Consider the following 26,476-nt stretch of genomic DNA (forward strand, 5'->3'; position numbering starts at 1 on the left):
CTCTTTTATTGTACTATTATCTTATTAGGGGGAATTAATAATGAACTGGTCAGAGCATAATTTGGAATCCATATGTAAATACTCATATAATATTTTCCGGATACCTGTTTATTTATATGAATCTGAAAAACTGATATCTTCAATTCCAACAGAATTAATGACATATCATCCTCATGAGGTATTACAAAACCCCAATTTCGTTGGTAACTCAATCTCATACTATCAAACCAAAGACAATTTCTTCTGGGGAAGTATTTCTATAAAAGATACCGAATATAAACTTCTTATAGGTCCTATTTCTTCGCTCCCATTATCAGATAATCAGCTTTCTTATCTTTTTTACCAAATGAAGGTGCCTGCTGTGAAACGTAAACCAATTGAAAGAATATATAAAACTATACCACTCTATACGCAGCTTGACTTCATTGACAGACTTTTATTTCTGCAATACATTTTTAACCAGGATGATATTACTAGGAATGATTTTTTCCGCCTGCAAAATGACACTTTGTCCGACACCTCCAATCAAACATATATGAAGAAACAATCATTCAACGAGGATTTCTCTTCCATGCTTATCGAGCCAGATTCAATTATTATGTACATAGAAACTGGTAATATCCATTCTGTTATGGAATACCTTTGCTCCCCAGAGGCATACACAGAACTTCCGTGGGGGGAGAACAGTATTATGCAACATAAGCAGATTGGATACTATTCTATCGCTCTGTTTGCAGAGGCAGCCAGACGAGGAGGAATACCATTAAAGGAATGTAGCGAGATTGTTGCAAATTATTACTCCGACATTACAAAGCTTGAAGATATTGAACAAATTGACTTTTTAATCGGACGCTGCGCTCTTTTCTTTGCAGAGAAAGTCCACTCTATTCCGCTACCCCAAAATCTTGATCAGTCACTGCTCTCAAGTATTCATTTCATACGCCAAAATGTGTATTCGAGCCTCACTGTAGATGATGTTGCTCAACAATTGGGCTATAGTCGATCACATACAAGCAAACTTTTTCACGAAGAGCTTGGATTTACACCAGGGGAATTTATTATCCGTACGAAGCTCGAGGAATCGAAGATTCTACTAGCTCATTCCGACAAATCTCTTTCAGAAATAGCATCCTTGTTAACATTTGCTAACCAGAGCCATTTTCAGAGATCCTTTAAGAAACACTATAATATCACCCCTCTACAATATAGAAAAAAAAGTCTGGGCACTTCAATTCCGAATCAATACCCACAAACCTAAAGATGGCAGAAGCATGCATGCCTCTGCCATCTCCTATAAAATAACAAGATTCCACCTTCTCCTAGCATAAAAGAATGGCACTAGTGGTATTGACGAGGACTTTTCTACTTTATTCTTCATAGCCATCGTTCCTTGGAATTTCTAATTACTTCTTGATTTATATCTTCCTTTTCCGTGACCGGACACTGGTTCAATAATATCCGCCTGCACCAAATTGGAAAGAAGTTTTGAAGCACCTGAACCTTTCAGTTCAAAAAGCTCCACAACTGCGCTTCTTTCATCGTAATCTTGCCTTCAATATTCTGAATGGCGGTATCAATCAAATATTTTAATGGTTTGAGTCCGTCCACTGCCCGAAATCCGATTGCCGTACTCCAAGCATACCCCTTAGCGACACCACCTATAAACTTAAATGGTTTAAATGTGTCATATCCCTTCTCTTATCTACTAAAACTTACGCCAACACTTTTCATTTCAGCAAATACATACTATTTGTAATCTTTGTTTTTGAGCGACGTACCGACAAACGGTATCGTTGCAAATTCCCGAGGGTTACTACGTATAACGTAATCGATATAATTAGCCACCATCAATGCGTAAGCATAGTACCCCATCGGGTTCGGATGGAAGCCCAGCCCGAACGACTTACGCATTTCGGCATCGTATACGGGCGCATGCGCAGTCATATCCAGCAAGTACGTAAAGTCAAACATATCGCACAATTTGGCAAGTTCGCTTGCGATATAACGAATATCTTTATCGCAGTCTTCACCGCGAAGTTGCGGAGTAACGACAAAAATACGCGCATTTGGCTCGATCGTTTTAAGTTTGCAAACGATTTTGCCCATATTGCCGAAGAACGTATCGGCGTTATCCTGCGGACATTCTGCGTTAACGTCCTTGACGCTTCCCAACGGATGTCCGAAGACAAACGAATCGTTATTGCCCAGCGCAATGATATACGCTTGATTCCATTGCCAAAATCCGTTTGTATCCGCCCAACTTTGCATATACTCACGCGCGGTCATTCCACCGCGAGAATAATTGTTGTACTTCGTCCCCGTAATGCGTTCCAAAACAGCGGGCCACGAATACTCGTACATATCGGTATAAACTATGTTGCCGTTTTCGTCGTGGCTTTCGAACTCACCCGACGCCAAAGAATCCCCTATCACTCCTATTTGTTTGAATATGCCTGCAAAACCGCATGTTTCCTTGATAATATCCAACGGCTGTTCGTTTGCGCCGAGTTCAAAACATTTGTTATCCATTTTTATTCACCGTCCTGTGTTTCTTCTTTAATTTTTTTAGGCTTATCCCATTCCGTACCCGTTACCTTTTTAAGATCCAGCCCGCGAGTTTCGCCGACAAACAGCCACATTATTACGATTGCGCCCACAAGCCCCGGCACAGTCAAACCCAAGTACATATAGCCGAACATCTTTTCGGGAATGATAGGAAGCAGTATCATACTGATAACCGTTGCAAGTCCGCCCATAATTCCGTTAAGCAACGTGTTGATTACAGTTACAGACGAACGCAAGTTTGTAGGAGAAGACTCGGAGAACATTATTCCGCCGATAGTATCGCCCGCGCCCCAGTAACTGCCCATAAATCCGCCGATTGCAAAGCCTGTCAAATACGGAGTCAACTTGAACATACCGCTTAAAATAAACAGCAAATAGCACGCCAACGCCGAACAAGACATCGCAATTATAGTTATTTTGCGCCCGAATTTGTCCGACACAAAACCCGATATCAACGTAAACAGCGCGTTGCCTACGGGATACAAGAATAGAGCAAGAGTTATTTCTTCTTCCGTCATCAAAGCAGACTTTGCCATAACCGTACTGTACGTTGCCGTACCTAACGAAGCAAGATAGAAACAACAGCAGGCGATGATCAAAAAGCGTAATTGCCTGTGTTTGAATGCGAATTTTACAGCGGTCAGAATTCCGCCTTGAGCGTTTTGCTCGCACTCTTCCTTACTGCGTTGTTCGCGTTCTTCAATGGGAGTTTTTAAGTACTCTATTCTTTTTGTTAAAAACGCGTTTGTTTCCTTTGCAAAAAGCAACGCGAAAAACGCCATTACAAAACCGATAATTGCCGGAACTAAATATACAACGTGCCAACGCTCGCTTACGTTTTGCATAAGCGTAGCCCTAAGCAACGGAACAAGCAACGTCCCCAGTATCGCCACCGCTTTTACGATTGCGTAGTTACGGGCGCGGGACTTTTCGTCGGAGCATTCCAGTATGTACACACATTGCATATCGTGCGACACCATAAAACTCATCAACATGCTGCCTATCATGTAAACGTAGATATCCTTAGATAAATACACAATAAACAGCCCTAACCCCATACATAACGTGTTAATAACCAAAAACGGCTTACGCCCGAATTTGTCCGCAAGGGGACGGTAGAAAATAATAAGCACCGTTACCGGATAGGAAATAAAACCTATGGCGGAAAAGAGCGATAATCCCGCGCCGTATTCCATACCCATATTTTTTACGAAGAATTCCGTAACTATATTCGCCTGAAACTGAATGGATATAGTAGACGCCATTTCGTCCGTTATGTAGATGAGCGCCAAAATCATAAACAAGTAAATCATATAAAACTTGTTGCTTCTTGCGCCTAACTGCTTTTCGCGGCGGATAAGTTCTTTGGCTTCGCGCGCCTGTAATCGTTCAACATTTTTTGCCATTTTGAGTTTTCTCCTTTTGAAAATTGTAAACAAGAAAATTCTTGGTCATCTCGTCGGTAATGCCGTAGCGCTCCGCCAAATTGTGTATGGCTTGCAAAAAATCCGCACCGGAGCAACCCTTGGACAACAGGTTTTCTTTTTCGATAAGTTTATTCCAAAAAACATTCAAAACTATTTCGTCGGTGGCAAGAGAAACAACCGAATGATTGCGCGTATGCACGTAAACGTTGCGATCGCCCTCTTCGCCGACTAAGCACTCTCCGCCGTCGATTATGATTGTTGTTCTGCGGTAGGGAAACAGAGTTGAAACGTCGTTGATATTGTACGAATACACCGTTGCGCCGGCGACCGAAATACTTTCGAAGGTAAAAATATGCACCTTTACTCCGCGAGATATTGCGTTTTCGATATTACTACGCAGCACTTCGAACGACTCCCGCCAAATGGACAGCGAAATTTCCGCTTGCGCGCTGTCGATAAGTTCCTTTGCCTTGGCAACGTATTTTTCTTCGCCCACTATATTCATTACGTAATCGACGTCGGCATTTTCCGTTGCGAGTTGTTGAAGTTCGCGTTCGGCGCAGGCAATATTCTTTTCGTTTTCTTCCTTAATGCTGCGGATAAGGTCTTGATACTCGATAGGCTTATAAAAATTAGGTTCTCCGTCTATACGGATGACCGCGCCTTTTGCAATCAAACGATTGATGACCTCATAAACCAACGAACGCGCAACGCCGGACAATTTGGCGATTTCGTAGCCGTTTAGCACTTTGTATTTTATCAACGTGCCGTATACTTTTGCCTCGTTAGATGAAAAACCGAGTTTTTCCAAAAATTCAAAACTTTTCATAGTAGTTATACCCCACACCACTATTGTATTGCAGATCTTTCCGTTGTCAATCTCTTTTTAAAATATTTGATATTTAGCTTGTTTCCTGACTACTCAGGAAAAATATTTCTACCCTCGCCCCACCTGTATTTTCAGAACTTGAAAGTTTAATCCCTCCGCCATATTTTTCAGCCACAGTTTTTGCGAAAAAAAGCCCAATCCCATAATGGGCTTCGCCATTTCTACTTGTGTCATCCATAAAAAACTGCTCTGTGCCATGCAATAATGCTTCTTTTGTAAATCCTGATCCGCTATCCTCCACAATGAATGTCAGCCGGCCATCCTGCTCCTTTGCGTCAATATAAATGATTCCATTTTCTTTTGTATGCTCCACTGCATTCTGAAGCACATTCATTACGGCCCGGAACATTGGATCATAAGCAATCGTTACCTTTTTATCACTTTGTTCCGCCTTCCAATCTATCTTCTGGTGATAGATTTCTACCAGTCCGAGTGCCTGTTCCTTTATATCTGCGAAAAAATCTTCTAACCTCACCGTTGTATAGGTAACATCACTGCAATTCCATGATTTTGTGACATCTATCAACTGTTTTACATAACTTTGTATCTGTGTTGTGCCGTTCAAAACATAAGTGATATTATTCTTCTGTTCTGTGGTCAGTTCAGTCTCTGAAAGTAGTTCTGCATTTCCCCGTACAATCGTAAGAGGTGTTTTAATATCATGCGCCAAAGCAGACATCTGTTGTTTCTTTTCCTGCTCTGTTTTCCACTGCTTTTCTAAAGATTTTCGCAATGCATCTCGCATATCATCGATTGCCGATAAACAGTCATCAAACTCTTTGATCCCGGAACAGGATGTCTCATATTCCAGATTTTGATCCTTTATTTGTCCGATTGCGTCTAATACAGGCTGCATCTGCTTTTTGATTCTTTTTCCAAAACGTATGGACGGAATGATGATAATCGCTACCGCTCCAATCACAGACATAATACTCATCACATTCTGTGGTTCTATAAAATGCTCCCTCAAAAAAGCTGAATGATATTGAGGTGTCAGGCGATATTGCAATACAACATATTCATTTTCCCTTACAATTACTTTATAAAAATATTTCCCGGATGCGTTTCCGTACTTTGCAACATTCCATGCTATCTGTTCGTATTGTTCTGACAAATCTCCACCTATTTTCTTTCCATTCTCTGAAAAGAGTACATAATCACAAAGTGCGGGAATCATCTCAGCAGTCACTTTATCTGCACGTAGAATCGTATCATATGCTTCATTAATCTTTTGCTCTGCATAATTTGCCGGATAAATACAGCCCACACTAATCAAAAGGCACAGCAGCAGATAAGCAACAATCACCAAACCAACTAATGATCCAAGCATGACCAGTACATATCTCATAAAAATCCTGCTGAGTGCATTGCTTCTCTTTACTCTTCCCATTTATATCCAATCCCCCAGACTGTTTTTATCGGCATATAATCATAATCCGCAAATTTTGCTCTTATATTTTTGATATGCGTGATTATAGTACTGTCATTACTCTCATTGTCAAAGCCAAAGACCGCTTCCAATATCTGTTCCTTCGAGAAAACCTGTCCTCTGTTTTTAGCCAGAAATTCACAGATTTCGTACTCTGCTTTCGTAAACGGAAGTTCTTTATCATCCATCAACAGTTTCTTTTGAGACATCTGAATGCAGACTCTCCCTAAAACCATCCGGACAGAATGTTCCCTGTGCTCTCTTCTAAGATGTGCATTGATCCTTGCCCGAAGTTCCATCACTCCAAATGGCTTTGAAATATAATCATCTGCTCCTAAAGAAAGTCCGTTTACCAGACTGTTTTCCTCCGTTTTTGCCGTAAGAAACAAAATCGGACAATCCACAAGTATCCTAATTTTTTTGCATAATTCGAAGCCATCAATTCCAGGCATCATAATGTCCAGTAAAATCAGGTCATAACGATGTAATTCTTCCATATTAATTTTTAGTGGATTACTTACTTTGGTAACCAGATGTCCATCCTTATTCAAAATGCTTTCTATCATTTTCAGAATTGCCGGTTCATCATCAACTGCCAGTATTTTTGCCATAGTTTCCCTCGATTCTATTCCGATATTCTGTTTCCTTCCCAGTGGTTTACCCACCAAAAATAGTATACCATACTAATCCCTGTAAATATTAAGCAACCTGGTATGAATGACAACCATTCACCTACACTAGTTTCTCCCAATACAGATTGCAGATAAGTATATGGTACTCTACCCGTCCAGCAGACAAATACATATTTCCACACATAATCTCCAAGTCCGGTAAGCATCAATGCACTAATTAGTCCTGATATAATCCCTGCTCCAATGGATACCCCTTTTCCAAACTGAAAAGCCAGAATCAGCTGCCACAGATAAAGTGGAACACTGCTTCCCCACAGCAGCAAAGCTGCAAATATACATCCTTTCATGATTTCGATATCGCTTGATGCGATTCTTCCAAATCCAATTCCGAATATGATTGCTGTCAATAGGATAGAGCACAGACACAAAACCAGTAGCATCAACAGTTTCGATAAAAATGCTGCAGTTTTATCCGGTAAAGACAACAGATTTTGAAAATCACCTGCATTTTGTTCCTGTTCCATCACACTTGCTGTAAAAATTCCAATAAGTACCGGAAGTCCTGCTCCTATTGCCTGATAAAATGCAATCACTTTCATATTTTCATTCCATGGTGAAAAAAAGTAATATATTAAAAATATAACGCTGGTTATAATCGGAATCAGTAAGTGTGCCAGAATCACAGATGTTCCTTTCATCTTTCGCAAGTCTGCATTAAGAGATCTTCCAATCATCTTATTTCACCTCTCTTCTTTCAAACCATTTCAAAAACAGAACCGTTACAAAAACAAACCAGATGATTGAGAGACACATTCCCGGAACAATGACTCCCGTATCCAAAAGAGGATTCCCTGCTTCTGCGGCAAGTCCATTTGGTAAAACATGAAGCAACGGGCACATCATTCGCATAGGGATTGCAGAAACAAGTACATACCAGATTCTGGTTTGTGATATTACCACACCGCTGACGGTAATAAACAGGCAGACGAACAGGTTTACAATCATTCCAAATCGTTCACTTAAAAATAAAGCTACCGGAATCTCCCATAACTCAGAAACCGTCAGAAACAATACTGCAATCAACGCTCCTCCAACTGGAACATGTGTCGTTAGAAGAAAGCCTCCAAGCGTTGCTCCTGCAAACACAATCACATTAGAAAACAAAATCATGTACCCAATATAAATAATTTTCCCCAGCAACAATTTTCTTCTGTCTGTGGGAATAGTCATTAAATGATAGTATTTTATCTTTTTCTCCTGCGCCACAGAAAGATAACAAAATAGAGCAATCATCCCCGGCAGCAAAAGTGTATACCACCAGTTCCAAACACTTTCTGCATAAGCATTTGTCATCCCAAGAGTAAATATAAATGCCATAACAAATGTAAGAAGAGGAAATCCCCAGATAAACTTTTTTCGCATGGTTCTTTTGGCCTTTTGATGTTCTGCTTTTATAATATTAACCATGGATTTCACCTGCTTTCTGGTTTTTTCTTACCACATTCATAAACAAATCTTCAAGATTATCTCCCTGCTTTAATGCTCCTTCGTATCCTAAGATTCCACCTGAAATAATCCCGACTTTATCTGCAAGTAACTGTACCTCTGAGAGAATATGACTGGAGAGAATTACAGTGATTCCCTGTTCCGGAAAAGACCGGATCAGCTCTCGTAATTCCTCGATGCCTATTGGATCTAATCCATTCGTAGGTTCATCCAATATCAAAAGTTCCGGTTCTCCAAGCAATGCCATTGCAATGCCAAGTCTTTGCTTCATCCCCAAAGAAAACTGTCCTGCTTTCTTCTTTCCGGTGTTTGTAAGTGATACAATCTGCAAGACCTCATCAATTCTGTTTTCATCTGTACCAAGCAATAATTGTCTTACCTTCAAATTCTCTCTGGCGGAAAGATTTTCATAAATAGGCGGATTTTCAATTAACGCTCCTATTTTTGATAAATCTTTCCTATCCCAAAGTTTTCCATCAAAATAAATCTTTCCTGCAGTTGGTTTCATCATACCGGTCAGCATTTTCAATGTGGTAGATTTACCAGCGCCATTCGGTCCAAGCAGTCCATAAATCTGTCCCTTTTCGATATTAAGCGAAACATTATTTACCGCTTTCTGTTTTCTAAAATATTTACATAGATTTTGTGTCTGTAACATCATTTCCATCTTTACTATCCTTCCTTCTATATTTCATTTCTTACTGAAATATAACCTAACAGAAAAAAATAAAGATTTGATGAAGATTTATTCCCGTATGGAATAAACCAACAATTGAATGTCATTATCAGAACTCGGCTTTTCACTAAAATCAGCAAAGCTGTTACAAATACAAAGTCCCAATTTACCGAATATCTCCGTGATTTCATCCAAACTATATAAGCTCCGGGTGTACTTCTGCTAAGCTGTTGTTCATAGCCAAACCGGGGCCTCCTTGTGCTTAGAGTATATGAAGTTTTGGCTTTATCTTGTAGTTTGCGAATATCCGTATAAATAGAAAAAACCCTTTGAGAAAGGGATTTCTCCTCTCTCAAAGGGCAAGTTGGCAAACTGGAATTTATATAATTATCCCTCTAACTTTCCCATTTTACAGGCTTTCCCGCCTGTCCATTAGTAAAATGATATGTAGTTTCCCTTGTTTTTGCCCTTATGAGATAATCACAAGGGAAATAAGGGAAATTTTTTAGTCATTGCCCACCACTTTATCAAGAAGCCGAACCGATTTTCGTTTCGCATCTCTTGTGGAGTGAGCATAGACGTTCATTGTGGTACTGACATCTGAGTGTCCCAACAATTCCTGCACATCTTTTGGGGCAGCTCCATTTGCTAAAAGGTTGCTTGTATAGGTGTGACGTAACTGGTGGAAATGAAAGCCTTCAAATCCCTCTAATGTTTTTGCTACCTTTCTGCATACCGTTCCCAAAGTAGTCGGAAGTTCCAGACAGCCATCAGGTCTTAAGCAGACGAAAGAAATTTCTTTATAATCTGCCGGGACTTCCTCTGTTCTGTCTAAGCAATAATACTCGTAGTACACTCTGTTTTTCTCTTTGACCTCTTTGTAGTAGTTCGTGTGATAAAGTTCTCCATACTGCATTCGATTTTTTAACTGCTCTTTCCGGGCATTACGGAAAATCTCTACCAGCGTATCTCCAAAATCAACAATCCTCACTTTTTTCCGCTTGGTTGGTCCGATGATATATTTGCGCTTTGAGCCATCATATCGGATGCTGCGTCTTATGGTAAGGCATTGTTCTTCCAGATTTACGTCCTGCCATGCCAAACCACAAGCTTCTCCAATACGAAGCCCGGCATAATAGGCTATCTGGATTGGAAGTATTGCGGCTGGGTTCTTTTTTTGAAGATACGCAAGCAGTCTTTCATAATCTTCTCGTGAAATTGGTTGGATATTTCCGTCCATGTCCTCATCCGAAAACAAATCAACTTCGTCCGTCTGATACCGCAGTTTAATATACTGCATGGGATTGAACGTAATATACTGTTTTGGAAATACTGCAAAGCGGAAGGACTGCTGCATGACTGCGGAAAAAGAATGGATGTAATCTTTGCTGTAACCCTTTCTCTCTTTTCCATCGGGATGAACTCCCCCAAAGGAAAGCAAATCAAAGAAGGATTGCAAATGCTCAGAGGTTACATTTTTTAATTTCCGTTCTGCCAATGGGTGTTTCTTAATATTTCGGATTGTTCCGAGGTAATTCTCCACAGTACCATTGCTGAGCGTACCTGTTTTTAATTCCTCCTCTGCCCACACATCCAGAAGTTGTCCGACTGTGAGATTTTCCGCTTTGGCAACAAATTTCTTTTTCTCATAATCATCCATTGCCTGACGGAGCAGCTTTTCAGTTTCACTTTTGCTTTCTGTTCCAACGCATTCTTTCTGAACAAGATTGCCGCTTGCGTCCTCTACATAGAAGCGGTAGTACCATTTCTTTCCTTTTTTTCTTACAGATCCTTTTGCCATAATCGTATATCTCCTTTCGATATTAGACAATCGGAACTGATGAAATGCTTCGTGCGTGTAAGTATATCATAACTCCGGTTGTCTTACTATACCGATTCGGAATCTTCGTATAAGACTTCTGATAAAAGATTTGCAAGCCTTTGTTCTGCTGTTTTTGGTTTCTTGGAATAGAGCCTTACAACGTCCGCCATCTCATTAAGAGCATTGATGGTAGGAGTGATTTCCCTTAAGAACATAATCTCATTATATTCCTCATTCGATTCAAACCCTATTGTTTTGGCAATATCCGTCTGACCTGCATTTCCCTTGAAGTTTTTGCAGGCGAACTGGAAGGAATCCAAAAACAGACCATATTGTTTTAACATCAGCAGTAATAAATCTTTTGAAAAAGCATCTTCTTCTTTGGTAAGGGCAAGTGGTAACTGTTCCAGAATATCTCCCATCGCATCACGAATCTGTAACTCTCTCTTATCCGTAATGTCGGTTTCATATTCATCTGTTTCCCCTTTGAGCCATTCCACAGATACATGGAGTGCTTCCGAAAGACCTTCCAGCACCATTTTTTTCGTATTGTCAATCGAACCATTCTCATAACGCAGGATTGTAGAAGCAGTAACACCCATCTTTTCTGCGACATAAGGCTGTGTCAGATTCAATTCCAGACGGCGCTGTTTTATTCTGCTGCCTATCAGCTTGCGTAATTCTTTATCTTTCATGCTGACTGCCTCCTTTTTCGGTATGTATGAATTATAGCATTGTTTTTCCAAAATTGCAATATGCAATACAAAGTTTGTTTTTAATATTTCGTAACGCTTGACAAAAAGATATGAAAAGGATATACTTACATCACAAGAATTGCATAATGCAATTTATGAGGAGGTGATTATATGACGCAAAGAAAAATTGCATTATCCATCGAAGAAGCTGCTGACTATACGGGAATCGGCAGAAATACCTTAAGACAGCTTGTAGAATGGAAGAAACTTCCAGTATTAAAGGTTGGTCGCAAAGTCCTGATTAAAACCGATATTCTGGAAATGTTTATGGAAGCGAATGAAGGTCGTGATTTGAGGGATAGAGGAAATGTAAAAGCCGTAACAAGAACTGCGGCAAATTAAAAAGGCGGCTTCCAAAGAAACCGCCAAAGGTTCTATCAGACCGAAGCCATGATATACCTACACGCAAGAAGATTATACCATGTGCTTCTTCTGATACGCAACCAAGAACTTATGTTTGCAAAAGAAAGGGGAATGTAATAATGGCAAAATCAACAAAAAGTTATGAAGAACGAATGCTTGAAATGGAAAAGAAGGAACAGGAAAGCCTTGAAAAAGCAAAACGATATGCAGCACAGAAGAAAGAACTTCTGAAACGAAAGAAAGCCGAAGAAAGTAAAAAACGAACCCATAGGCTCTGTCAGGTTGGCGGTGCGGTGGAATCCGTTCTTGGTGCGCCTATTGAGGAGGAAGACATCCCAAAGCTGATTGGTTTTCTGAAAAAGCAGGAAGCCAATGGAAAATTTTTCTCAAAGGCAATGCAGAAAGAAACAAATACCGATATGGAGGAAGTGTAATGACGGAGGGGATGAGTTTTTCATTCCCTTCATTGCTTTTTCATGAAGGGCGCACTTATGGACAACCAGAGGTCGTCCAAATAAGTTTGCCACAAGTGGCAACCGGTCTGCGCTCACGCTTGCCGGGCTCGTTCCGTCGGCGGGGCTTTCAGCCAGACCTGCTCATGCCGCAGGAGGCACTCTTCGCCAGAGGGGCGCATTCCATGCAGGCTGTTATGCGCAGGGCACTCTTACGCAGAGGGCGTTCCGTCAATGCTGCTTTTTCTAAAACTGAAAGCAATGTTGCCGGAAATCTATGCCGGATGTGCAGAAAGGAGGAATCCAGACATGGCGATTTTTCATTACACAGTCAAAATAGTCGGGCGAAGTAAAGGGAAATCTATTATCTCCGCTTCCGCATATCTCAATGGGGATGTGATGAAAAATGAGGAAACCGGGCGAATCAGTTATTACACATCTAAAAAAGAAGTGGTCTACACCCGACTGATGATGTGCGAAAACGCACCTCCTGAATGGCAGATAGTACCAGAAGAAAATATAAAACGCTTTCAGAAATCTGTCCGATACAAAAGGTCAGAAGATAAAGAAGCTGCCTTAAAAAAATTCAAAATCACATTTCAGAAACAAAGGTTATGGAATGAGGTATTGAAGATTGAAAAAAGTGCAGATGCCCAACTTGGTAGGTCATTTGAATTTGCCCTCCCAAAAGAATGGAGCAGACAGGAACAGATTCAATACACAGCCGACTATATCCAAAAAACATTTGTGGATAAGGGAATGTGTGCTGATTGGAGTATCCACGATAAAGGGGATGGCAACCCCCATGTCCATCTGCTTCTGACTATGCGCCCTTTTAACCCGGATCATTCTTGGGGAAAGAAAGAAGTCAAGGATTGGGATTTTGTCAGAGATAAAAACGGAAATATCGTGATTGATGAATCCCATCCGAACTGGTGGCAGGATAAGAAAAACCCTGACCGTCATGGAATCCGTATCCCTGTATTAGACGAAAACGGAATTCAGAAGATTGGAGCAAGAAACCGCCTGCAATGGAAACGGGTGCTGACCGATGCTACTGGATGGAACAATCCAAAAAACTGTGAACTGTGGCGGAGTGAATGGGCAAAGGTGTGTAACGAACATCTGCCTTTGCATGATCAGGTTGATCACCGTTCTTATGAAAAGCAGGGAAAACTCCAGATTCCTACCATCCATGAAGGAGCTGACGCAAGAAAGATTGAACAAAAGTTTCTTGCCGGGCAGGAAATAAAAGGCTCGTGGAAAGTAGCGGAAAATCAAATCATAAAACAACAAAACACGTTATTGCAAAGGATACTGGACACCTTTGGAAAAGTATCGGGTGCATTATCATTATGGAAGGAGCGATTAAATGACATTAGAAGAAAGCCGGGAAATTATACCCTTAATGGAATCCATGATTGGTCAAATCGAAGAACAGCAGAACCTAATGGCAGAAATGATTCTGGAAATGCAGAACCGGGACATCCAGCTCTCTCTTATGCAGGAACAGAATCAGAAATTGCAAAAATTAAACAGCGAGTTATCCGAGCTGCTCAACATTTTGCCAAATACCGAGGAACTGCTTTCCAAGATGGAGGAACAGAAAACAAAGATAGAACTTTTGGAAAACGAAAATCAGCAATGGCAGAAATTGGCACAAAATCTGAACAGCGAAAACAGTTTATTACTGAAACAGAACACCGAATTGCTGAACTGGAACAGCAAATAAGGAAAGGACGTGATATAGATGAACGAATCCAGAGAATCAAAGAACGCAGAACAGTTGGAAGAACTTCTGCTCTTGACCGAGGAGATACAAGAAGAACTAGAACAGAAAGAACAGCTTATCGTGGAACTGAAGACGCAGCTCAGCGAATCTCTGACCTTGAACGAGAAATTAAACAAAGAGAACAGAGCCGGGAATATTCAAGCATTAAAGAACGACTTGAAGCTGGCAGACAGAGCATTGCGGATCGAGAAAGAGAAGTTGCGAAGCGCAAACGTCATGATAGAGGAATGTCAAGATAAAATATGCTATTTAACACAGGAACGGGATTATGCCCGGACACATCAGAAAATCGTAGAAATACCGGTAGAAAAGCCGGTACTCTATGAAAAATGTGAAGCCTGTAACCGGACAGCCTATCAGAATGCAAAAGCAAAATACGAAACACAAAAAGAGCGACTTGCAGGACAGTATAAAGCAAAAACGGTAATGTTCCAAACAACCTTGTTCCTTCTTGCATGGTATTCGTTGACAACCACTCTTTTTCAGGCAGTACAGTCAGATATGTTCCTTGTCGATTGTAAATTATTTTTCAACGATTTAACATCATTCATACAGACTTTTATCGGATGGACGATTGATGCTGGGCAATCTGCGGCACAGATCAGCACAAAAATTCCAAATGAGATTATAGCCGGAATCATATATTGGTTATTGCTAATATTGATTGTAGGAATATGTGTGGCAGGGACAGGGATACTGGCGATACTGATAGAAATAAAGGTTATAGAATTATATAAGAAAAACTGTTGGGATGTTATTACCCTACTGATGATACTGACGAGTGCTTCTGTCATTATTTTTTTTGGAGAATCAATCAAAAAAATAATGTCAATAAATCTTCTATTGCTTTTTATACTTTTGCAGGGAGTATATGTTGGACTTAGATGTTATTTGAAAAATCAGTTAGATACCAAGCTATATTGATGAAAATATGATAAAAAACGTATACGAGCAGGGGATAAAACACACATCGTCCCCTGCTATTATACTCTCTCCTTTTCAATTTATATTAGGATATGTCTGTTTCATTGTTTCAGCAATGTAAATAATATTGGAAACTAACATAATGTGCTTTCTGCAACTGTGTTCGTCCCGCTGTTCTTCCCGGTAGAAAAACTGGTCTACGGAAATATCGAACATGGTAACGAGTTTGAAAAATAAATTGAAGCTGGGATGTTGTCCCTTGTTTTCAATATTCATAATCGTGCGGTCTGTCTTGCTGACTAGCTCCGCCACATAGGCCTGTGTCCAGCCTCTTTCTTCTCTAGCTTGTTTGATTGCCAGCCCGAGCCCATGAAAGTCAAACCTGATTTCATCTTGGTTCATTCTCATATCACCCTATATCATTGTACATTTCGGGTTGAATTATGAGAATGTAGTGAAATTTGATGTTAAATAGTATTTTATTTCACTATCAAATAGCCACATGATTGAATATAGCAAACGATTGTGATAAAGTTGATACGAATATGCCATAAAATTATATTCTGCAAATTGATCAATGTTAAAGAAAGGTATTTTATATGAATTACACAATTCTAATAGTTGATGACGATATGGCCATCAATGATATGCTTGTTAAATATCTTCGGAAAAATGGTTATATAACATATTCTGCTTATTCAGGAACAGAAGCCCTTCTTTTTCTTGAAAAGCAAAAAGTTAATCTGATTATTTTGGATTTAATGCTTCCCGGTCTTTCTGGTGAACAAGTTTTAGCAGAAATAAAGAAAACAAAAAATGTACCTGTAATCGGTCTATCTGCAAAAGAAGATTCTAAAAGTAAAATTTTCTTATTGAAAAACGGTGCTGATGATTATGTAACGAAACCCTTCGATATAGAAGAACTACTTGCAAGGATTGAAACGATTTTACGACGGATTTATGAAAATCAATATACATCAAATTCCTTGTTATGTTGTGGCGATTTAAATTTAGATACAATAGGAATGGAGGCCACTCTAAAAAATCAAAAATTGCCCCTTACAAAAAATGAGTTTGCTATATTGAAAATGCTTATGGGACATCCGCAACAAGTATTTACGAAAGATATGATTTATGAGCAATTATGGAATGAAGCTTTAGAGGGAACTGAAAATGCTATCAATGTTCATATCAGCAACCTACGCAAAAAAATTGCTGCAATAGATAATAGTAAATCGTATATTAAAACGGTTTGGGGAATTGGGTTTAAGATGGACATATAATCTTTATGAAATCCTTAGATTTAGAAAATAATTTACTTAAACTTATCCCTTACACTAAAATCACAAGGAGGGATATATCATGGAATATATACTAAGAACGAACACAGTATCTAAAAAATACACAAATTATTATGCTGTTGATAAAGTATCCATTTCCATTCAAAAAGGCGAAATATATGGCTTGATTGGAGAAAATGGTGCTGGTAAGTCTACTTTAATGAAAATGATTGCAGGTTTGGTCGAACCATCAGAAGGTTCTATTGAACTATTTGGAAATTTTGTTCCTCAAACCGAGCGTTATCGTATGGGTTGCGTAATTGAATCTCCGGCACTTTATACAGAATTAACCGCAAAACAAAATTTGGAAGTATTTAGAAAAGCATATGGACTGTCAAGCAAAGAATCTGTACAACAAATTTTAAAGCAGGTGGGTTTGTCACAATATGAAAATAAAATTGTCAAAAAATTTTCGTTAGGTATGAAACAGCGTTTAGCCATTGGCGTTGCCTTGCTGGGAAATCCTGATTTTCTGATTCTTGATGAACCTATCAATGGCTTAGATCCGACTGGAATACAAGATATGAGGAATTTCTTATTAAAACTAAATAGGGAAGAACATATTACCATTATGATTTCCAGTCATATCTTGGGGGAATTGTCAAAAATTGCAACGAAATACGGCATTATTAAAAATGGCAAGCTGATTGAAGAAATTACTGCAAAAGAACTAAATGAAAAATGTCAATGTTGTTTAAAAATTAAGGCATCAGATACTGCACAGGCCGCTATTTTAATAGAGAAAAATCTCCATACTAAAAACTACGAAATTCTTTCCGATAATAATATTCGGATTTTTGAATATGTAGACAATCCCGGAATTGTAAACTCCTTACTGGTTAATCATGGAATTTCTGTTGATGAATGTACTGTAACAAAGGAGTCACTGGAAGATTACTTTAATGAAAAAATGAGAGGAGGCATAGTCAATGCTTAATTTAATTAGAGCTGATTTTTATAAAACAATACATGGAAAAGTCTTGAAAGTATGTTTTCTTATGATGACAGGATGGATATTCTTATGTGCTTATGCACAAAAAGCAACAATTGGCATGAGGGAATATTTGGTAGGTACAAAAGTTTCTGCAAATTACTGGGATTCTTTTTTTAATTATTACCCGGTTGTATTCCCTTTGATTATTTTTTGCAGCTACTATTTCTCAAATGATTTTCGTCAAGGGACTGTAAAACATTATATAGAAAAAGGTCTGTCACGATGGAGTTACTTCTTCTCAAAATTGGTAATTGGCTGGATTGTATCATCCTTTTTTTTGGTGTCTGCCTTTTTAATTGGTTTGTTATGTAATAAAATTTTTTTTGGAATAAGCGGTTTTACTTTTACAAACATTAGCAATATAGTGTCCTACATATTCTGTGAGGCATTATATCATATGGCTGTATCAACGCTCGCAATTTCACTTGTTTTTCTCATAAGAAACAGTTCAGTTAGCATGGCAGTTAATGCTTTGCTTATATTTTTTGGTTATCTGGTTCTTCATGGATTGGAAAGTATTTTGGGCTTAGGATATAACATCACAATTTTTTGGGCAATTAGTAATATCAATAAAACAAGAATAGATATGGCAGTTCAATGGCTTCCAACCGCAATTATCATTTTCTTCGCCTATATGATTATATTTGGTGGAGTTATAGGAACAATTTTCAAGAAAAGAGATATTACATAATGCAGGGAGGGATAATGTTATGAGTGTGGTACTTCAAATATATGCTATCATTGTGACACTATCTCTTATTATTGTTTTATCATTTTACTTGTTTCATCGTAGGGAGGTAACCCGGTTAAGCCAGAAATTGCAAACACTTTTACATTCATTTACCCATGCGGAATTGACATTAGATTTTCCTTCTTCCGATATAACCGATCTTGTAAATGCTTTAAATGAATTGCTTCGAGTTTACCACAAACAAGTATATTCATTACAAAAAAAGGATGAGGCAATCAAAGAAACAATTACAAATTTAGCCCATGATCTTAGAACACCTGTGACTGCTATTCAAGGCTATACACAAATGCTTCTACAATCACCTGAGTTGTCCGAGGAAGATTTAGATGCAGCAGTTATTATAAACGAAAGATTGAATGTTTTAAATCAGTTACTAAATCAGTTGTTTGAATTTGCACGAATAGAGGCTGATGAAATGGATTTTTCTTATACTACATTTGATTTAAATGCTGTTTTACGCTCTGTTGCAGTTTCCTTTTTTAAATCTTTTGAGGAACGCAAAATCATTCCAGTATTAAGTATTGCAGAGATTTCTTTTCCATTTTATGGAGATGAAAAAGCAGTAACCAGAATTTTTGAAAATATCATTTCTAATGCCTTGTCACATGGGAAAAGTGATTATCATTTTTCATCTTATGATGATAATGAAAATTACCATTTTTCTTTTCAGAATTTTACAGACAGCATAAATGAATCTGATATAGACAAAATATTTAATCGTTTTTATACAACAGATTTATCCCGTTCCCGCAAAACAACCGGTTTGGGTCTCACAATAGCAAAGAATTTAACAGTAAAAATGGGCGGTTCTATCAGTGCTTCTCTAAATAATAATGTTTTTGAAATTGTAGTGTGCTTTCCTAAACAAAAAGGATAAAAAACTTGATGGCGGTTTCAAATCCGCCATTTTTCGTGCAAATAATATTCTCAAACAAACATGGTGGCGTAGGAGGATACTCGTTCAAAGGAATAATATCAATAAATGAATTATGAATGGTCCTACTAAGAAGAAAAGCGGCAGAGATTTCTCCCCTGCCACTTTGATTATATAAAAAATATCTGTGTTAACGAGTCTCTTGCCTTGTTTGCATCTCGTTCATTTTTCCAATCAAAAATCAGATATAAACTTTTGTTTAAATTGCCTATAATTCAAGTGAATCTTCTGCATCCACCCACATCTGTAAATTACCATTAAGATATAATCTCGCATATTCCAAAGGTTCATCCACAGCCAATGAAGTAAGCGCACATTCTGATCCATATGTGGTTTTTAAATCTTTTTCAGCTTCCCAGCAATCAATGCGAAGCATATATCCAGCACTTGTGTAAACATCAATACTATCGTGGTTTATGTTGTATTCTGCATAAATTGTTCTCATCGTATCTTATCTCCATTTTCTTTTAATAATCAGTTACAGAGTTAAATATCGAAAACATTTCAATCAGTTCACCATGTCATTATTGTTATATGTTATACTGTGTTATGAAATTTTCTTTCCCTTAATTTTTCCCATATTAAGGTTCATGAAAGCCAATGGGAGAATATAACGCAAGGGAAAGAGTAAGGGAAAGTTCACTTGCTACAAACTTAGTATTTTCAAGGGTTTATGAGGAATTTGATAATCAAATATAACAGTTATTAAATATCCTAAAATAAGTGAAATATCAACTGGAATTTGTTAATTAGAATTGCTCTCAAAGCAACAATTATCTTAACATTCCCCAAATACACTCCAGTAATGTTAGTGCAAGGATAATGTTAATAACACGAAAATGCCGCAGATAAAACTTCTGAATCAGTACGCCCAAGCCAGTCCAAGTACAGGTTGCGATCGTTCCGATTGTTGCAATAACCAGCTCAAAAAACAGCAAAGCCGGAAAAGAGGACATATATCCTACAACATAACCCGTTAGTGAGGTAACTCCGAACATATAGATCTTCACATTGACAAATTGCAGCATGAAGCCTTTCAGAAACGATGCCGATTGCTCTGCGTTTTCTGTTGACGACTTACTGAAAGCAATATGAATCGCAAGCCACAGGATATAGGCTGCTCCGATGTACTTCATCACTTCCATTGCATTTGGAAGCAAAGAACTAACCCCATATACAAAAATTGCGCATAAGATTTGCACTACATAGTAGCCTGCAAAAATTCCAAAGAACAGCGGCTTTCCTTTTTTATATCCATAGTTTGTTACGGTATTTAATGCCAGAATATTTCCCGGTCCCGGAGTAAAGGCATTTATAACGCAATAAATCAGAAAATTGCTCAGTACCGCCATAGGCATAATCATCAACCACTGTTTGCTGTTATTATATCAGCAAACAGTGGTACATACATAACACCTATTTTATATGATTATCCATAGTCTATAACTATGGATTGGCTGGAGCATATTTCCGTAATTCTTCCAGATAGCTTTTTCCAAGTTCACTTAATTCCTGATTTTCATTCAGCACATATCCAATATGCATTGTTTCATTTTCTGCAAGCGGAACAGAGATGATATTTTCTCCATTCAAATATTTCGGGAAAATGCCACTTGAAATAGTATAGGCATTCATTCCTTTCGGGCCGTCGTCACAGGTTTTGCAATCGACTTGCGGTAAATGATAAGGGAAATGACCGCGGCGATCACTTCCGTGACCCAAAACGCATGCCAGACGCCGACGGCGCCGAAAAGCCTGCTGAGCCAAAACGCAGCCGGTAGGATGACCACCACATACCGGCAAAGGGAAATCAGCAAGGAGGGCGTGCCTTTCCTCAGTCCCTCCAATGCGCCGGAAGAAGTAACAGAAACCGCCGAGACGATAAATCCGGCCCCGATGATGCGCAGGGCGGTTTCCCCGGCCTGGATCGTCGCTTCTGTGTGGGTAAACAGCCCCATCAACTGGCCGGGAATCAGCAGGCATATCGCGGTCCCAAGCACCATAATGATACCGTTCATGCACAGGACGATCTGATAAATCTGACTGACCCTTTTACTTTCGCCCGCGCCGTAGTTATAGCCGATCAAAGGGCGCATCCCCTGCACAATGCCATTCGCCGGCAGATAGATGAAGGTCTGCAATTTGTAATAGATTCCCAAAACCAGGATATACACCTCGGAATAGGCGGCCAAAATCGCATTGAGCGCCGAAATCAAAAGTGACGGAAGTGCAAGATTCAGGGTTGCGGGAATGCCGATGGAATACAGCTTTATGACCATCTTTTTGCCGGGCAGAATGTACTGCCTGCGGATATGCACGCGAATGGGCCGCACAAAGTAGATGACCAGATAAATCGCAAGCGTCAGGACCTGCCCGATGCCGGTGGCCAGCGCTGCGCCTTCAATCCCCATTTCCGGGAATGGGCCATAGCCAAAAATCAGAACGGGGTCCAAGACAATGTTTGTGATGCACCCGCACATCAGGCTGATCATGGTCGTTTTCATGTTTCCTACTGCCTGGAACAGTTTCTCAAACATCATGCTGACGGTAACAATGAGTGTAAAGCCGAACGCAACGGCAGAATAGCGGACGCCAAGTTCAATGACCGCTTCGGATGCAGTGAACATCCGCAGAAAAACCGGCATAATTGCGATACAGCAGACTGTCATAACAACGCCATGAATCACGGCAAGCACAAGTCCCTGTGTGGCAGCCTGATCTGCTTTTTCGTGATTTCCCGCGCCCAGATAGAAGGCAATCACTGCGTTGATCCCAACACCAAACCCAATTCCAGCCGCATTGATAAAATTTTGAACCGGGTAAACCAGTGATAACGCCGTCATCGCTTCCTCGCTGATCTGCGCGACAAAAAAGCTGTCCACAATGTTGTAGAGGGAGTTGACCAGCATGGATAACACCATCGGTAGGGACATGGATAAAATCAGCGGCAATATCGGTTTCTCTTTCATGAAAGTGTCGTTCATAATTCCTCCTTCGCAAAACACGTTATGAGATATTTTTGCGTCGATGCCATGCCATCATCACAAGTGCAACGAGCAAAGTGGCAGTTTCCGCAACCGGAAATGCAAGCCAGATTCCGTTCAGCTGGAACAATTTGTCCAGACACCACAGGGCAGGCACAAGGAAAAGCATTTGCCTGCATAATTGGATCGCCATGCTGGACCCTACTTTTTCTGTGGTCTGAAAATAGGTGGAAATCATCGTAGAAAGGCCGCAAAACAGATAGCTTGCCGCCATGATCCGCATGGCGGAGATTCCAAAGGAGCGCATGGCTTCCGACGCCATAAACAATCCCAGAATCTGCGCCGGAAAGAGGAGGACAGCCAACGTCCCCAGTATCATCATGCCGGTGACCAAAACAGTTCCATATCGGAAAGCTGAATGCAGCCGTTCGCTGTTGCCTGCGCCGTAGTTAAACCGCATGACAGGCAAACAGCCTTGAATCAAGCCGTTTACCGTCATAACAATCAGTTGCTGCACCTTAAAATATGCGCCGAAGAAAGCGATCGCCGTATCGGAATACGCCACCAAAAACAGATTGACAAAGGTCACCACAAACGAACTGAGGGCGTTCATGATAAAAGATGGCAGGCCAAAGGCAAAAATACGGTAGATCATCTGCTTTTTCAAATGAAAGTCTTTGATTTTCACCTGCACTTTCTGCTTTTTGCCCAGCAGTAAAGCAAATGCCAAAATCATGGACAGCAGATAGCCTGCAACGGTAGCTACCGCAGCGCCGCGGATTCCCATAGCCGGAAAAATACCAATCCCAAAAATCAGAATGGGGTCGAACACGAAGTTAACGACCACGCCCGCGATCTGGAACCACATGGGAGCGACCATGTTCCCGGTGGCCTGTATCATCTTCTGGATGGCGATATGCACCATATTGGGAATTTGCATGAAGGAGCACACACTCATATAGGCGATGCTCAGCTGATAAATTTCTTCATTATTGGTGAATGCCCGAAAATAGGATTTCATAATCAGTAATGACATAAGGTTGAGCAAAGCACCTATTCCAAAAGCCAGTAACAATCCATGTGTGACAGTTGCATTTGCCTCATCCTGCTTTTTCTGTCCAAGATACCCTGCTATCAGCACATTCACGCCGACACCGATCCAGATAGACGCTGCATTCATCAATGTTGTAATCGGGAATGACAGAGAAACAGCGGTCAATGCATTCTCACTCAACCGCGCCACAAACGCGCTGTCTATCAGGTTATAGGAATATTGCAGGGACATGGAAATCAGCGGCGGTATCGACATTTGCCAGATGAGCTTTCCAACAGGAGCGACCGCCATTTTATTATTGGTCTGCATACTTTCCCTCCTCTCCACAAAGTGTCCGGCAGCTTCCATCCTCCGTTCTGCCAGATTTTCCAGTATGCAGACAACAAAAAAGCCACACGGCTATCACAAGATAGCTGTGTGGCAAAAAGATGACCGAATCCGGAAAAGTTCACTCAAATTTTACGCTCAGTATTATAGCATTCTTTCAGGAGACTTTCAAGCATTAATCATTACGGAATTGTGGCGCCATATTTATTGTTTTATATGTTATTTCTCTATTAGTTCTGCAAACTTGAAGTTATTTGACTATTCTCCAAATCTGTCATATCCCCACCAATCTGGGACTAACTCTTTGAGTCTGACTGTTTTTTTAGTTTCAAGATCAAGTAGAATTTCAATTTCTCCGCTATTCTTGTCTAATTGCATCATATACTCACGACAAGCACCGCAAGGAGAACCCACTCGACCATCAGGCATAACTGCAACGACCTTATCAATCTGACTTTCTCCATTCGTAATCATATTGGCAATGGCGTTTCTTTCTGCACACATTCCAAGTGTGCATGCTGTATCGATGCATACACCAACATAAATATTTCCTTGTTTTGTAAGAATAGCTGCTGCGACACCACCTGCCTCTATAAATGGGGAAATTGTTCGACCGTTTTGCACCTTAACCGCTGCATTATATAATTCGTTCCACATATCACTTACCTCATTAAATCCCGATTTGTATTTCTGTTTGTTTTAAAAAAGGGCAACTCCGATTGGAATTGCCCACTCTTTGTACTAATTATGCGATTTATTCTTGCTTGCACCGATTTCTGCATCAATTGGTACATCTTTACATCATCTTAATAGAGCTTTGCACCTGCTGGAATGTGGTTATCAACCATAAGAAGATGAAGTTCTTCATCCTCTGAATCCTTAAGATTGTTTACTGCTGAAAGTAACATACCACAAGATTCAATACCCACCATCTTTCTCGGTGGAAGGTTTGTGATGGCAATCAGTGTCTTACCAACCAGTTCTTCCGGCTCGTAATAAGCGTGAATACCGCTTAAAATCGTGCGATCTGTGCCTGTTCCGTCATCAAGAGTAAACTGTAACAGTTTCTTTGACTTCGGTACTGCAACACACTCTTTAACCTTTACAGCTCTGAAATCTGACTTGCTGAATGTGTCAAAATCAACTTCTTCCTCAAATAAAGGCTCAATCTTTATATTTGAAAAATCAATCTTCTCTGGCTCTGCTTTCATTTCTTCGGCAGCCTGATTTTTTTCATCATTTTTCTTATTTACATCACCGAGTGACTTCATTGTCGGGAACAAAAGAACATCACGAATGGCAGCACTGTCTGTCAACAACATAACCAGACGGTCAATACCATAACCAATACCACCTGTTGGAGGCATACCGATTTCAAGTGCATTCAAGAAATCTTCGTCAGTATGTTCTGCTTCATCATCACCTGCTGCTGCATTTGCATCTTGCGCTGCAAAACGTTCGCGCTGATCAATTGGATCATTCAACTCTGAATATGCATTACACATTTCCCATCCATTGATAAACAATTCAAAACGTTCTACCTTGTTTGGATCTTCCGGCTTTTTCTTTGTCAGTGGAGAGATCTCAATTGGGTGATCCATAATAAATGTCGGCTGAACCAATTCATGCTCACAATATTCCTCAAAGAACAGATTCAGAATATCGCCCTTCTTATGGCGTTCTTCATATTCAACATGATGTTCTTCTGCCAATCTCTTCGCTTCTTCATCATCTGCCACCTGATCAAAGTCAATGCCAGCATATTTCTTGACAGCATCTGTCATAGTAAGACGTGCAAATGGCTTTCCTAAATCAATCTCTGTACCTTGGTAAGAAATCTTGGTTCCACCACATACAGTCTCTGCCAAATAACGGAACATAGACTCTGTAAGTTCCATCATTCCTTCATAATCTGTATATGCCTGGTATAATTCCATCAATGTGAATTCCGGATTATGTCTGGTATCTACACCTTCGTTACGGAACACACGTCCAATTTCATATACTCGCTCTAATCCACCAACAATTAATCTCTTCAGATATAATTCCAAAGAAATACGAAGTTTTACATCTTCATTCAAAGCATTGTAATGTGTTTCAAATGGACGAGCAGCAGCACCACCGGCATTGGATACCAGCATCGGTGTCTCCACCTCCATAAAATCACGTCCATCTAAGAACTTACGGATTTCCTTGATAATCTGTGATCTCTTTACAAATACATCCTTGCTTTCCTGATTCATAATCAGATCAACATATCTCTGACGATAACGGGTATCTGTATCTGTCAATCCATGGAATTTCTCTGGTAAAATCTGTAAAGACTTAGAAAGAAGTGTCATTTCTTCTGCATGAATGGAAACTTCTCCTGTTCTTGTACGGAAAGCATATCCCTTAATGCCCCAGATATCACCGATATCGGATTTCTTGAAGGTTGCATACAGATCTTCACCAATGGCATCTCTTGCCACATAGATCTGAATGTTGCCCTTTAAATCCTGGATATTTGCAAAAGAAGCCTTGCCCATCACACGCTTGAACATCATGCGTCCGGCGATAGACACCCGGATCGGAGAAGCATCCATAATGCTTCTTCTCTCGTCGTATTCTTTCTTGATGATCTCTCTTGCTTCCCCTTCATCCATGCCCTCGGTATCCGGATCCTCTCTGCCAGCAAGAAGTTCTGCCTCATGTGCGGCATAGATTTCCTTTACGTCGGATGTATGATGGGTCACATCATACTTTGTGATCTGGAAAGGATCCTGACCTGCTGCCTGCAAGTTGGCTAACTTTTCACGTCTGATCTGTAAAAGTTGTCCCAGATCCTGTCCCTGTGTATTATTCTGATTTGCCATGTAAC

The 26,476-nt window shown here is 39.9% G+C and carries 27 protein-coding genes and 1 pseudogene; 10 read left to right on the forward strand and 18 right to left on the reverse strand.

The genetic code is table 11. The features are described from left to right. The first annotated feature begins 40 nt into the window (after positions 1–40). Positions 41–1,258 (forward strand): AraC family transcriptional regulator, encoded by a 1,218-nt coding sequence (locus tag DW183_RS02130; RefSeq protein ID WP_118280423.1) that lies wholly within the window; start codon positions 41–43, stop codon positions 1,256–1,258. Positions 1,259–1,746: 488 nt separating this feature from the next. Here the strand turns inward: DW183_RS02130 and DW183_RS02140 are convergent, their stop codons facing one another. The 10 genes from DW183_RS02140 to DW183_RS02185 all read right to left on the reverse strand — a co-directional run bounded on the left by DW183_RS02140 (position 1,747) and on the right by DW183_RS02185 (position 11,641). After that, positions 1,747–2,529, reverse strand: a complete 783-nt coding sequence (locus tag DW183_RS02140) for an SGNH/GDSL hydrolase family protein (protein WP_118280424.1) — start codon at positions 2,527–2,529, stop codon at positions 1,747–1,749. 2 nt (positions 2,530–2,531) lie between these two features. Beyond that, complete coding sequence (locus tag DW183_RS02145) at positions 2,532–3,971, reverse strand: MFS transporter (RefSeq protein WP_118280425.1); 1,440 nt, start codon at positions 3,969–3,971, stop codon at positions 2,532–2,534. Continuing rightward, the gene (locus DW183_RS02150; protein ID WP_118280426.1) at positions 3,955–4,821 is read right to left on the reverse strand and encodes a TrmB family transcriptional regulator; all 867 of its coding nucleotides are present in this window, start codon (positions 4,819–4,821) and stop codon (positions 3,955–3,957) included. The genes DW183_RS02145 and DW183_RS02150 overlap by 17 nt, the downstream gene beginning before the upstream one ends. A 73-nt stretch (positions 4,822–4,894) precedes the next feature. Beyond that, on the reverse strand, positions 4,895–6,271 hold the full coding sequence (locus tag DW183_RS02155) for a sensor histidine kinase (RefSeq protein WP_118280427.1): 1,377 nt from the start codon (positions 6,269–6,271) through the stop codon (positions 4,895–4,897). Then, positions 6,259–6,921, reverse strand: coding sequence for a response regulator transcription factor (locus tag DW183_RS02160; RefSeq protein WP_118280428.1), 663 nt, complete (start codon positions 6,919–6,921; stop codon positions 6,259–6,261). Before DW183_RS02160 ends, DW183_RS02155 begins: the two co-directional genes overlap by 13 nt. 14 nt (positions 6,922–6,935) lie before the next feature. Further along, entirely contained in the window at positions 6,936–7,676 is a 741-nt protein-coding gene (locus DW183_RS02165) for a lantibiotic immunity ABC transporter MutG family permease subunit (protein WP_118203774.1), read from the reverse strand. Position 7,677: 1 nt separating this feature from the next. Continuing rightward, positions 7,678–8,409 carry a lantibiotic immunity ABC transporter MutE/EpiE family permease subunit gene (locus tag DW183_RS02170; RefSeq protein WP_004853398.1) on the reverse strand — a complete coding sequence of 244 codons (732 nt, stop codon included), beginning with the start codon at positions 8,407–8,409 and terminating at the stop codon, positions 7,678–7,680. Then, complete coding sequence (locus tag DW183_RS02175) at positions 8,402–9,115, reverse strand: lantibiotic protection ABC transporter ATP-binding protein (RefSeq protein WP_055176472.1); 714 nt, start codon at positions 9,113–9,115, stop codon at positions 8,402–8,404. The genes DW183_RS02170 and DW183_RS02175 overlap by 8 nt, the downstream gene beginning before the upstream one ends. A gap of 514 nt (positions 9,116–9,629) precedes the next feature. Beyond that, positions 9,630–10,925: a tyrosine-type recombinase/integrase gene (locus DW183_RS02180; RefSeq protein ID WP_008400148.1), complete on the reverse strand. Its 1,296-nt coding sequence runs from the start codon at positions 10,923–10,925 to the stop codon at positions 9,630–9,632. 86 nt (positions 10,926–11,011) lie between these two features. Next, positions 11,012–11,641 carry a helix-turn-helix domain-containing protein gene (locus DW183_RS02185; protein ID WP_118280429.1) on the reverse strand — a complete coding sequence of 210 codons (630 nt, stop codon included), beginning with the start codon at positions 11,639–11,641 and terminating at the stop codon, positions 11,012–11,014. Between the two features lie 171 nt (positions 11,642–11,812). Here DW183_RS02185 and DW183_RS02190 point away from each other — a divergent pair, with 171 nt between their 5' ends. From DW183_RS02190 to DW183_RS02210, 5 genes are all read left to right on the forward strand, one after another. Beyond that, on the forward strand, positions 11,813–12,043 hold the full coding sequence (locus DW183_RS02190; RefSeq protein ID WP_004843519.1) for a helix-turn-helix domain-containing protein: 231 nt from the start codon (positions 11,813–11,815) through the stop codon (positions 12,041–12,043). Positions 12,044–12,183: 140 nt separating this feature from the next. After that, positions 12,184–12,498, forward strand: coding sequence for a hypothetical protein (locus tag DW183_RS02195; RefSeq protein WP_006859028.1), 315 nt, complete (start codon positions 12,184–12,186; stop codon positions 12,496–12,498). 86 nt (positions 12,499–12,584) lie between these two features. Then, entirely contained in the window at positions 12,585–12,869 is a 285-nt protein-coding gene (locus DW183_RS02200) for a hypothetical protein (RefSeq protein ID WP_243069495.1), read from the forward strand. Continuing rightward, positions 12,826–14,547, forward strand: a complete 1,722-nt coding sequence (locus DW183_RS02205) for a MobA/MobL family protein (protein ID WP_118280431.1) — start codon at positions 12,826–12,828, stop codon at positions 14,545–14,547. The genes DW183_RS02200 and DW183_RS02205 overlap by 44 nt, the downstream gene beginning before the upstream one ends. Continuing rightward, complete coding sequence (locus tag DW183_RS02210; protein WP_118178320.1) at positions 14,525–15,232, forward strand: DUF6040 family protein; 708 nt, start codon at positions 14,525–14,527, stop codon at positions 15,230–15,232. Before DW183_RS02205 ends, DW183_RS02210 begins: the two co-directional genes overlap by 23 nt. 75 nt (positions 15,233–15,307) lie before the next feature. Here DW183_RS02210 and DW183_RS02215 read toward each other — a convergent pair whose 3' ends face one another. Continuing rightward, positions 15,308–15,634 carry a helix-turn-helix transcriptional regulator gene (locus DW183_RS02215; RefSeq protein ID WP_118178321.1) on the reverse strand — a complete coding sequence of 109 codons (327 nt, stop codon included), beginning with the start codon at positions 15,632–15,634 and terminating at the stop codon, positions 15,308–15,310. Positions 15,635–15,831: 197 nt separating this feature from the next. Between DW183_RS02215 and DW183_RS02220 the strand changes: the two genes are divergently transcribed. The 4 genes from DW183_RS02220 (at position 15,832) to DW183_RS02235 (ending at position 19,194) form a co-directional block, all read left to right on the forward strand. After that, entirely contained in the window at positions 15,832–16,515 is a 684-nt protein-coding gene (locus DW183_RS02220; protein ID WP_118178322.1) for a response regulator transcription factor, read from the forward strand. Between the two features lie 79 nt (positions 16,516–16,594). Next, complete coding sequence (locus DW183_RS02225; RefSeq protein ID WP_118178323.1) at positions 16,595–17,509, forward strand: ATP-binding cassette domain-containing protein; 915 nt, start codon at positions 16,595–16,597, stop codon at positions 17,507–17,509. Continuing rightward, on the forward strand, positions 17,502–18,257 hold the full coding sequence (locus DW183_RS02230) for an ABC transporter permease (RefSeq protein WP_118178324.1): 756 nt from the start codon (positions 17,502–17,504) through the stop codon (positions 18,255–18,257). The genes DW183_RS02225 and DW183_RS02230 overlap by 8 nt, the downstream gene beginning before the upstream one ends. A 19-nt stretch (positions 18,258–18,276) precedes the next feature. Continuing rightward, on the forward strand, positions 18,277–19,194 hold the full coding sequence (locus tag DW183_RS02235; RefSeq protein ID WP_118280432.1) for a sensor histidine kinase: 918 nt from the start codon (positions 18,277–18,279) through the stop codon (positions 19,192–19,194). Between the two features lie 265 nt (positions 19,195–19,459). Here DW183_RS02235 and DW183_RS02240 read toward each other — a convergent pair whose 3' ends face one another. From DW183_RS02240 to lysS, 7 genes and pseudogenes are all read right to left on the reverse strand, one after another. Beyond that, positions 19,460–19,696, reverse strand: a complete 237-nt coding sequence (locus DW183_RS02240; RefSeq protein ID WP_118280433.1) for a DUF6061 family protein — start codon at positions 19,694–19,696, stop codon at positions 19,460–19,462. 328 nt (positions 19,697–20,024) lie between these two features. Then, a complete protein-coding gene (locus DW183_RS02245) occupies positions 20,025–20,609 on the reverse strand; it encodes a LysE family transporter (protein WP_118004843.1) in 585 nt (194 codons plus the stop codon). A gap of 88 nt (positions 20,610–20,697) precedes the next feature. Next, positions 20,698–20,889, reverse strand: a pseudogene (locus tag DW183_RS02250) (LysR family transcriptional regulator); the annotation flags it as partial. After that, positions 20,883–22,235 (reverse strand): MATE family efflux transporter, encoded by a 1,353-nt coding sequence (locus DW183_RS02255; protein ID WP_118280434.1) that lies wholly within the window; start codon positions 22,233–22,235, stop codon positions 20,883–20,885. The pseudogene DW183_RS02250 and the gene DW183_RS02255, both read right to left, overlap by 7 nt. Before the next feature lie 22 nt (positions 22,236–22,257). Beyond that, positions 22,258–23,598 carry an MATE family efflux transporter gene (locus tag DW183_RS02260; protein ID WP_118280435.1) on the reverse strand — a complete coding sequence of 447 codons (1,341 nt, stop codon included), beginning with the start codon at positions 23,596–23,598 and terminating at the stop codon, positions 22,258–22,260. Positions 23,599–23,874: 276 nt separating this feature from the next. Next, a complete protein-coding gene (locus DW183_RS02265) occupies positions 23,875–24,273 on the reverse strand; it encodes a cytidine deaminase family protein (protein ID WP_118280436.1) in 399 nt (132 codons plus the stop codon). Positions 24,274–24,422: 149 nt separating this feature from the next. Then, positions 24,423–26,471 carry a lysine--tRNA ligase gene (lysS, locus tag DW183_RS02275; RefSeq protein ID WP_118280437.1) on the reverse strand — a complete coding sequence of 683 codons (2,049 nt, stop codon included), beginning with the start codon at positions 26,469–26,471 and terminating at the stop codon, positions 24,423–24,425. Between the last annotated feature and the right edge of the window lie 5 nt (positions 26,472–26,476).

Origin of the sequence: Roseburia sp. AM16-25, from assembly GCF_003473825.1 — a bacterium.
Classification (GTDB): domain Bacteria; phylum Bacillota; class Clostridia; order Lachnospirales; family Lachnospiraceae; genus Pararoseburia; species Pararoseburia lenta.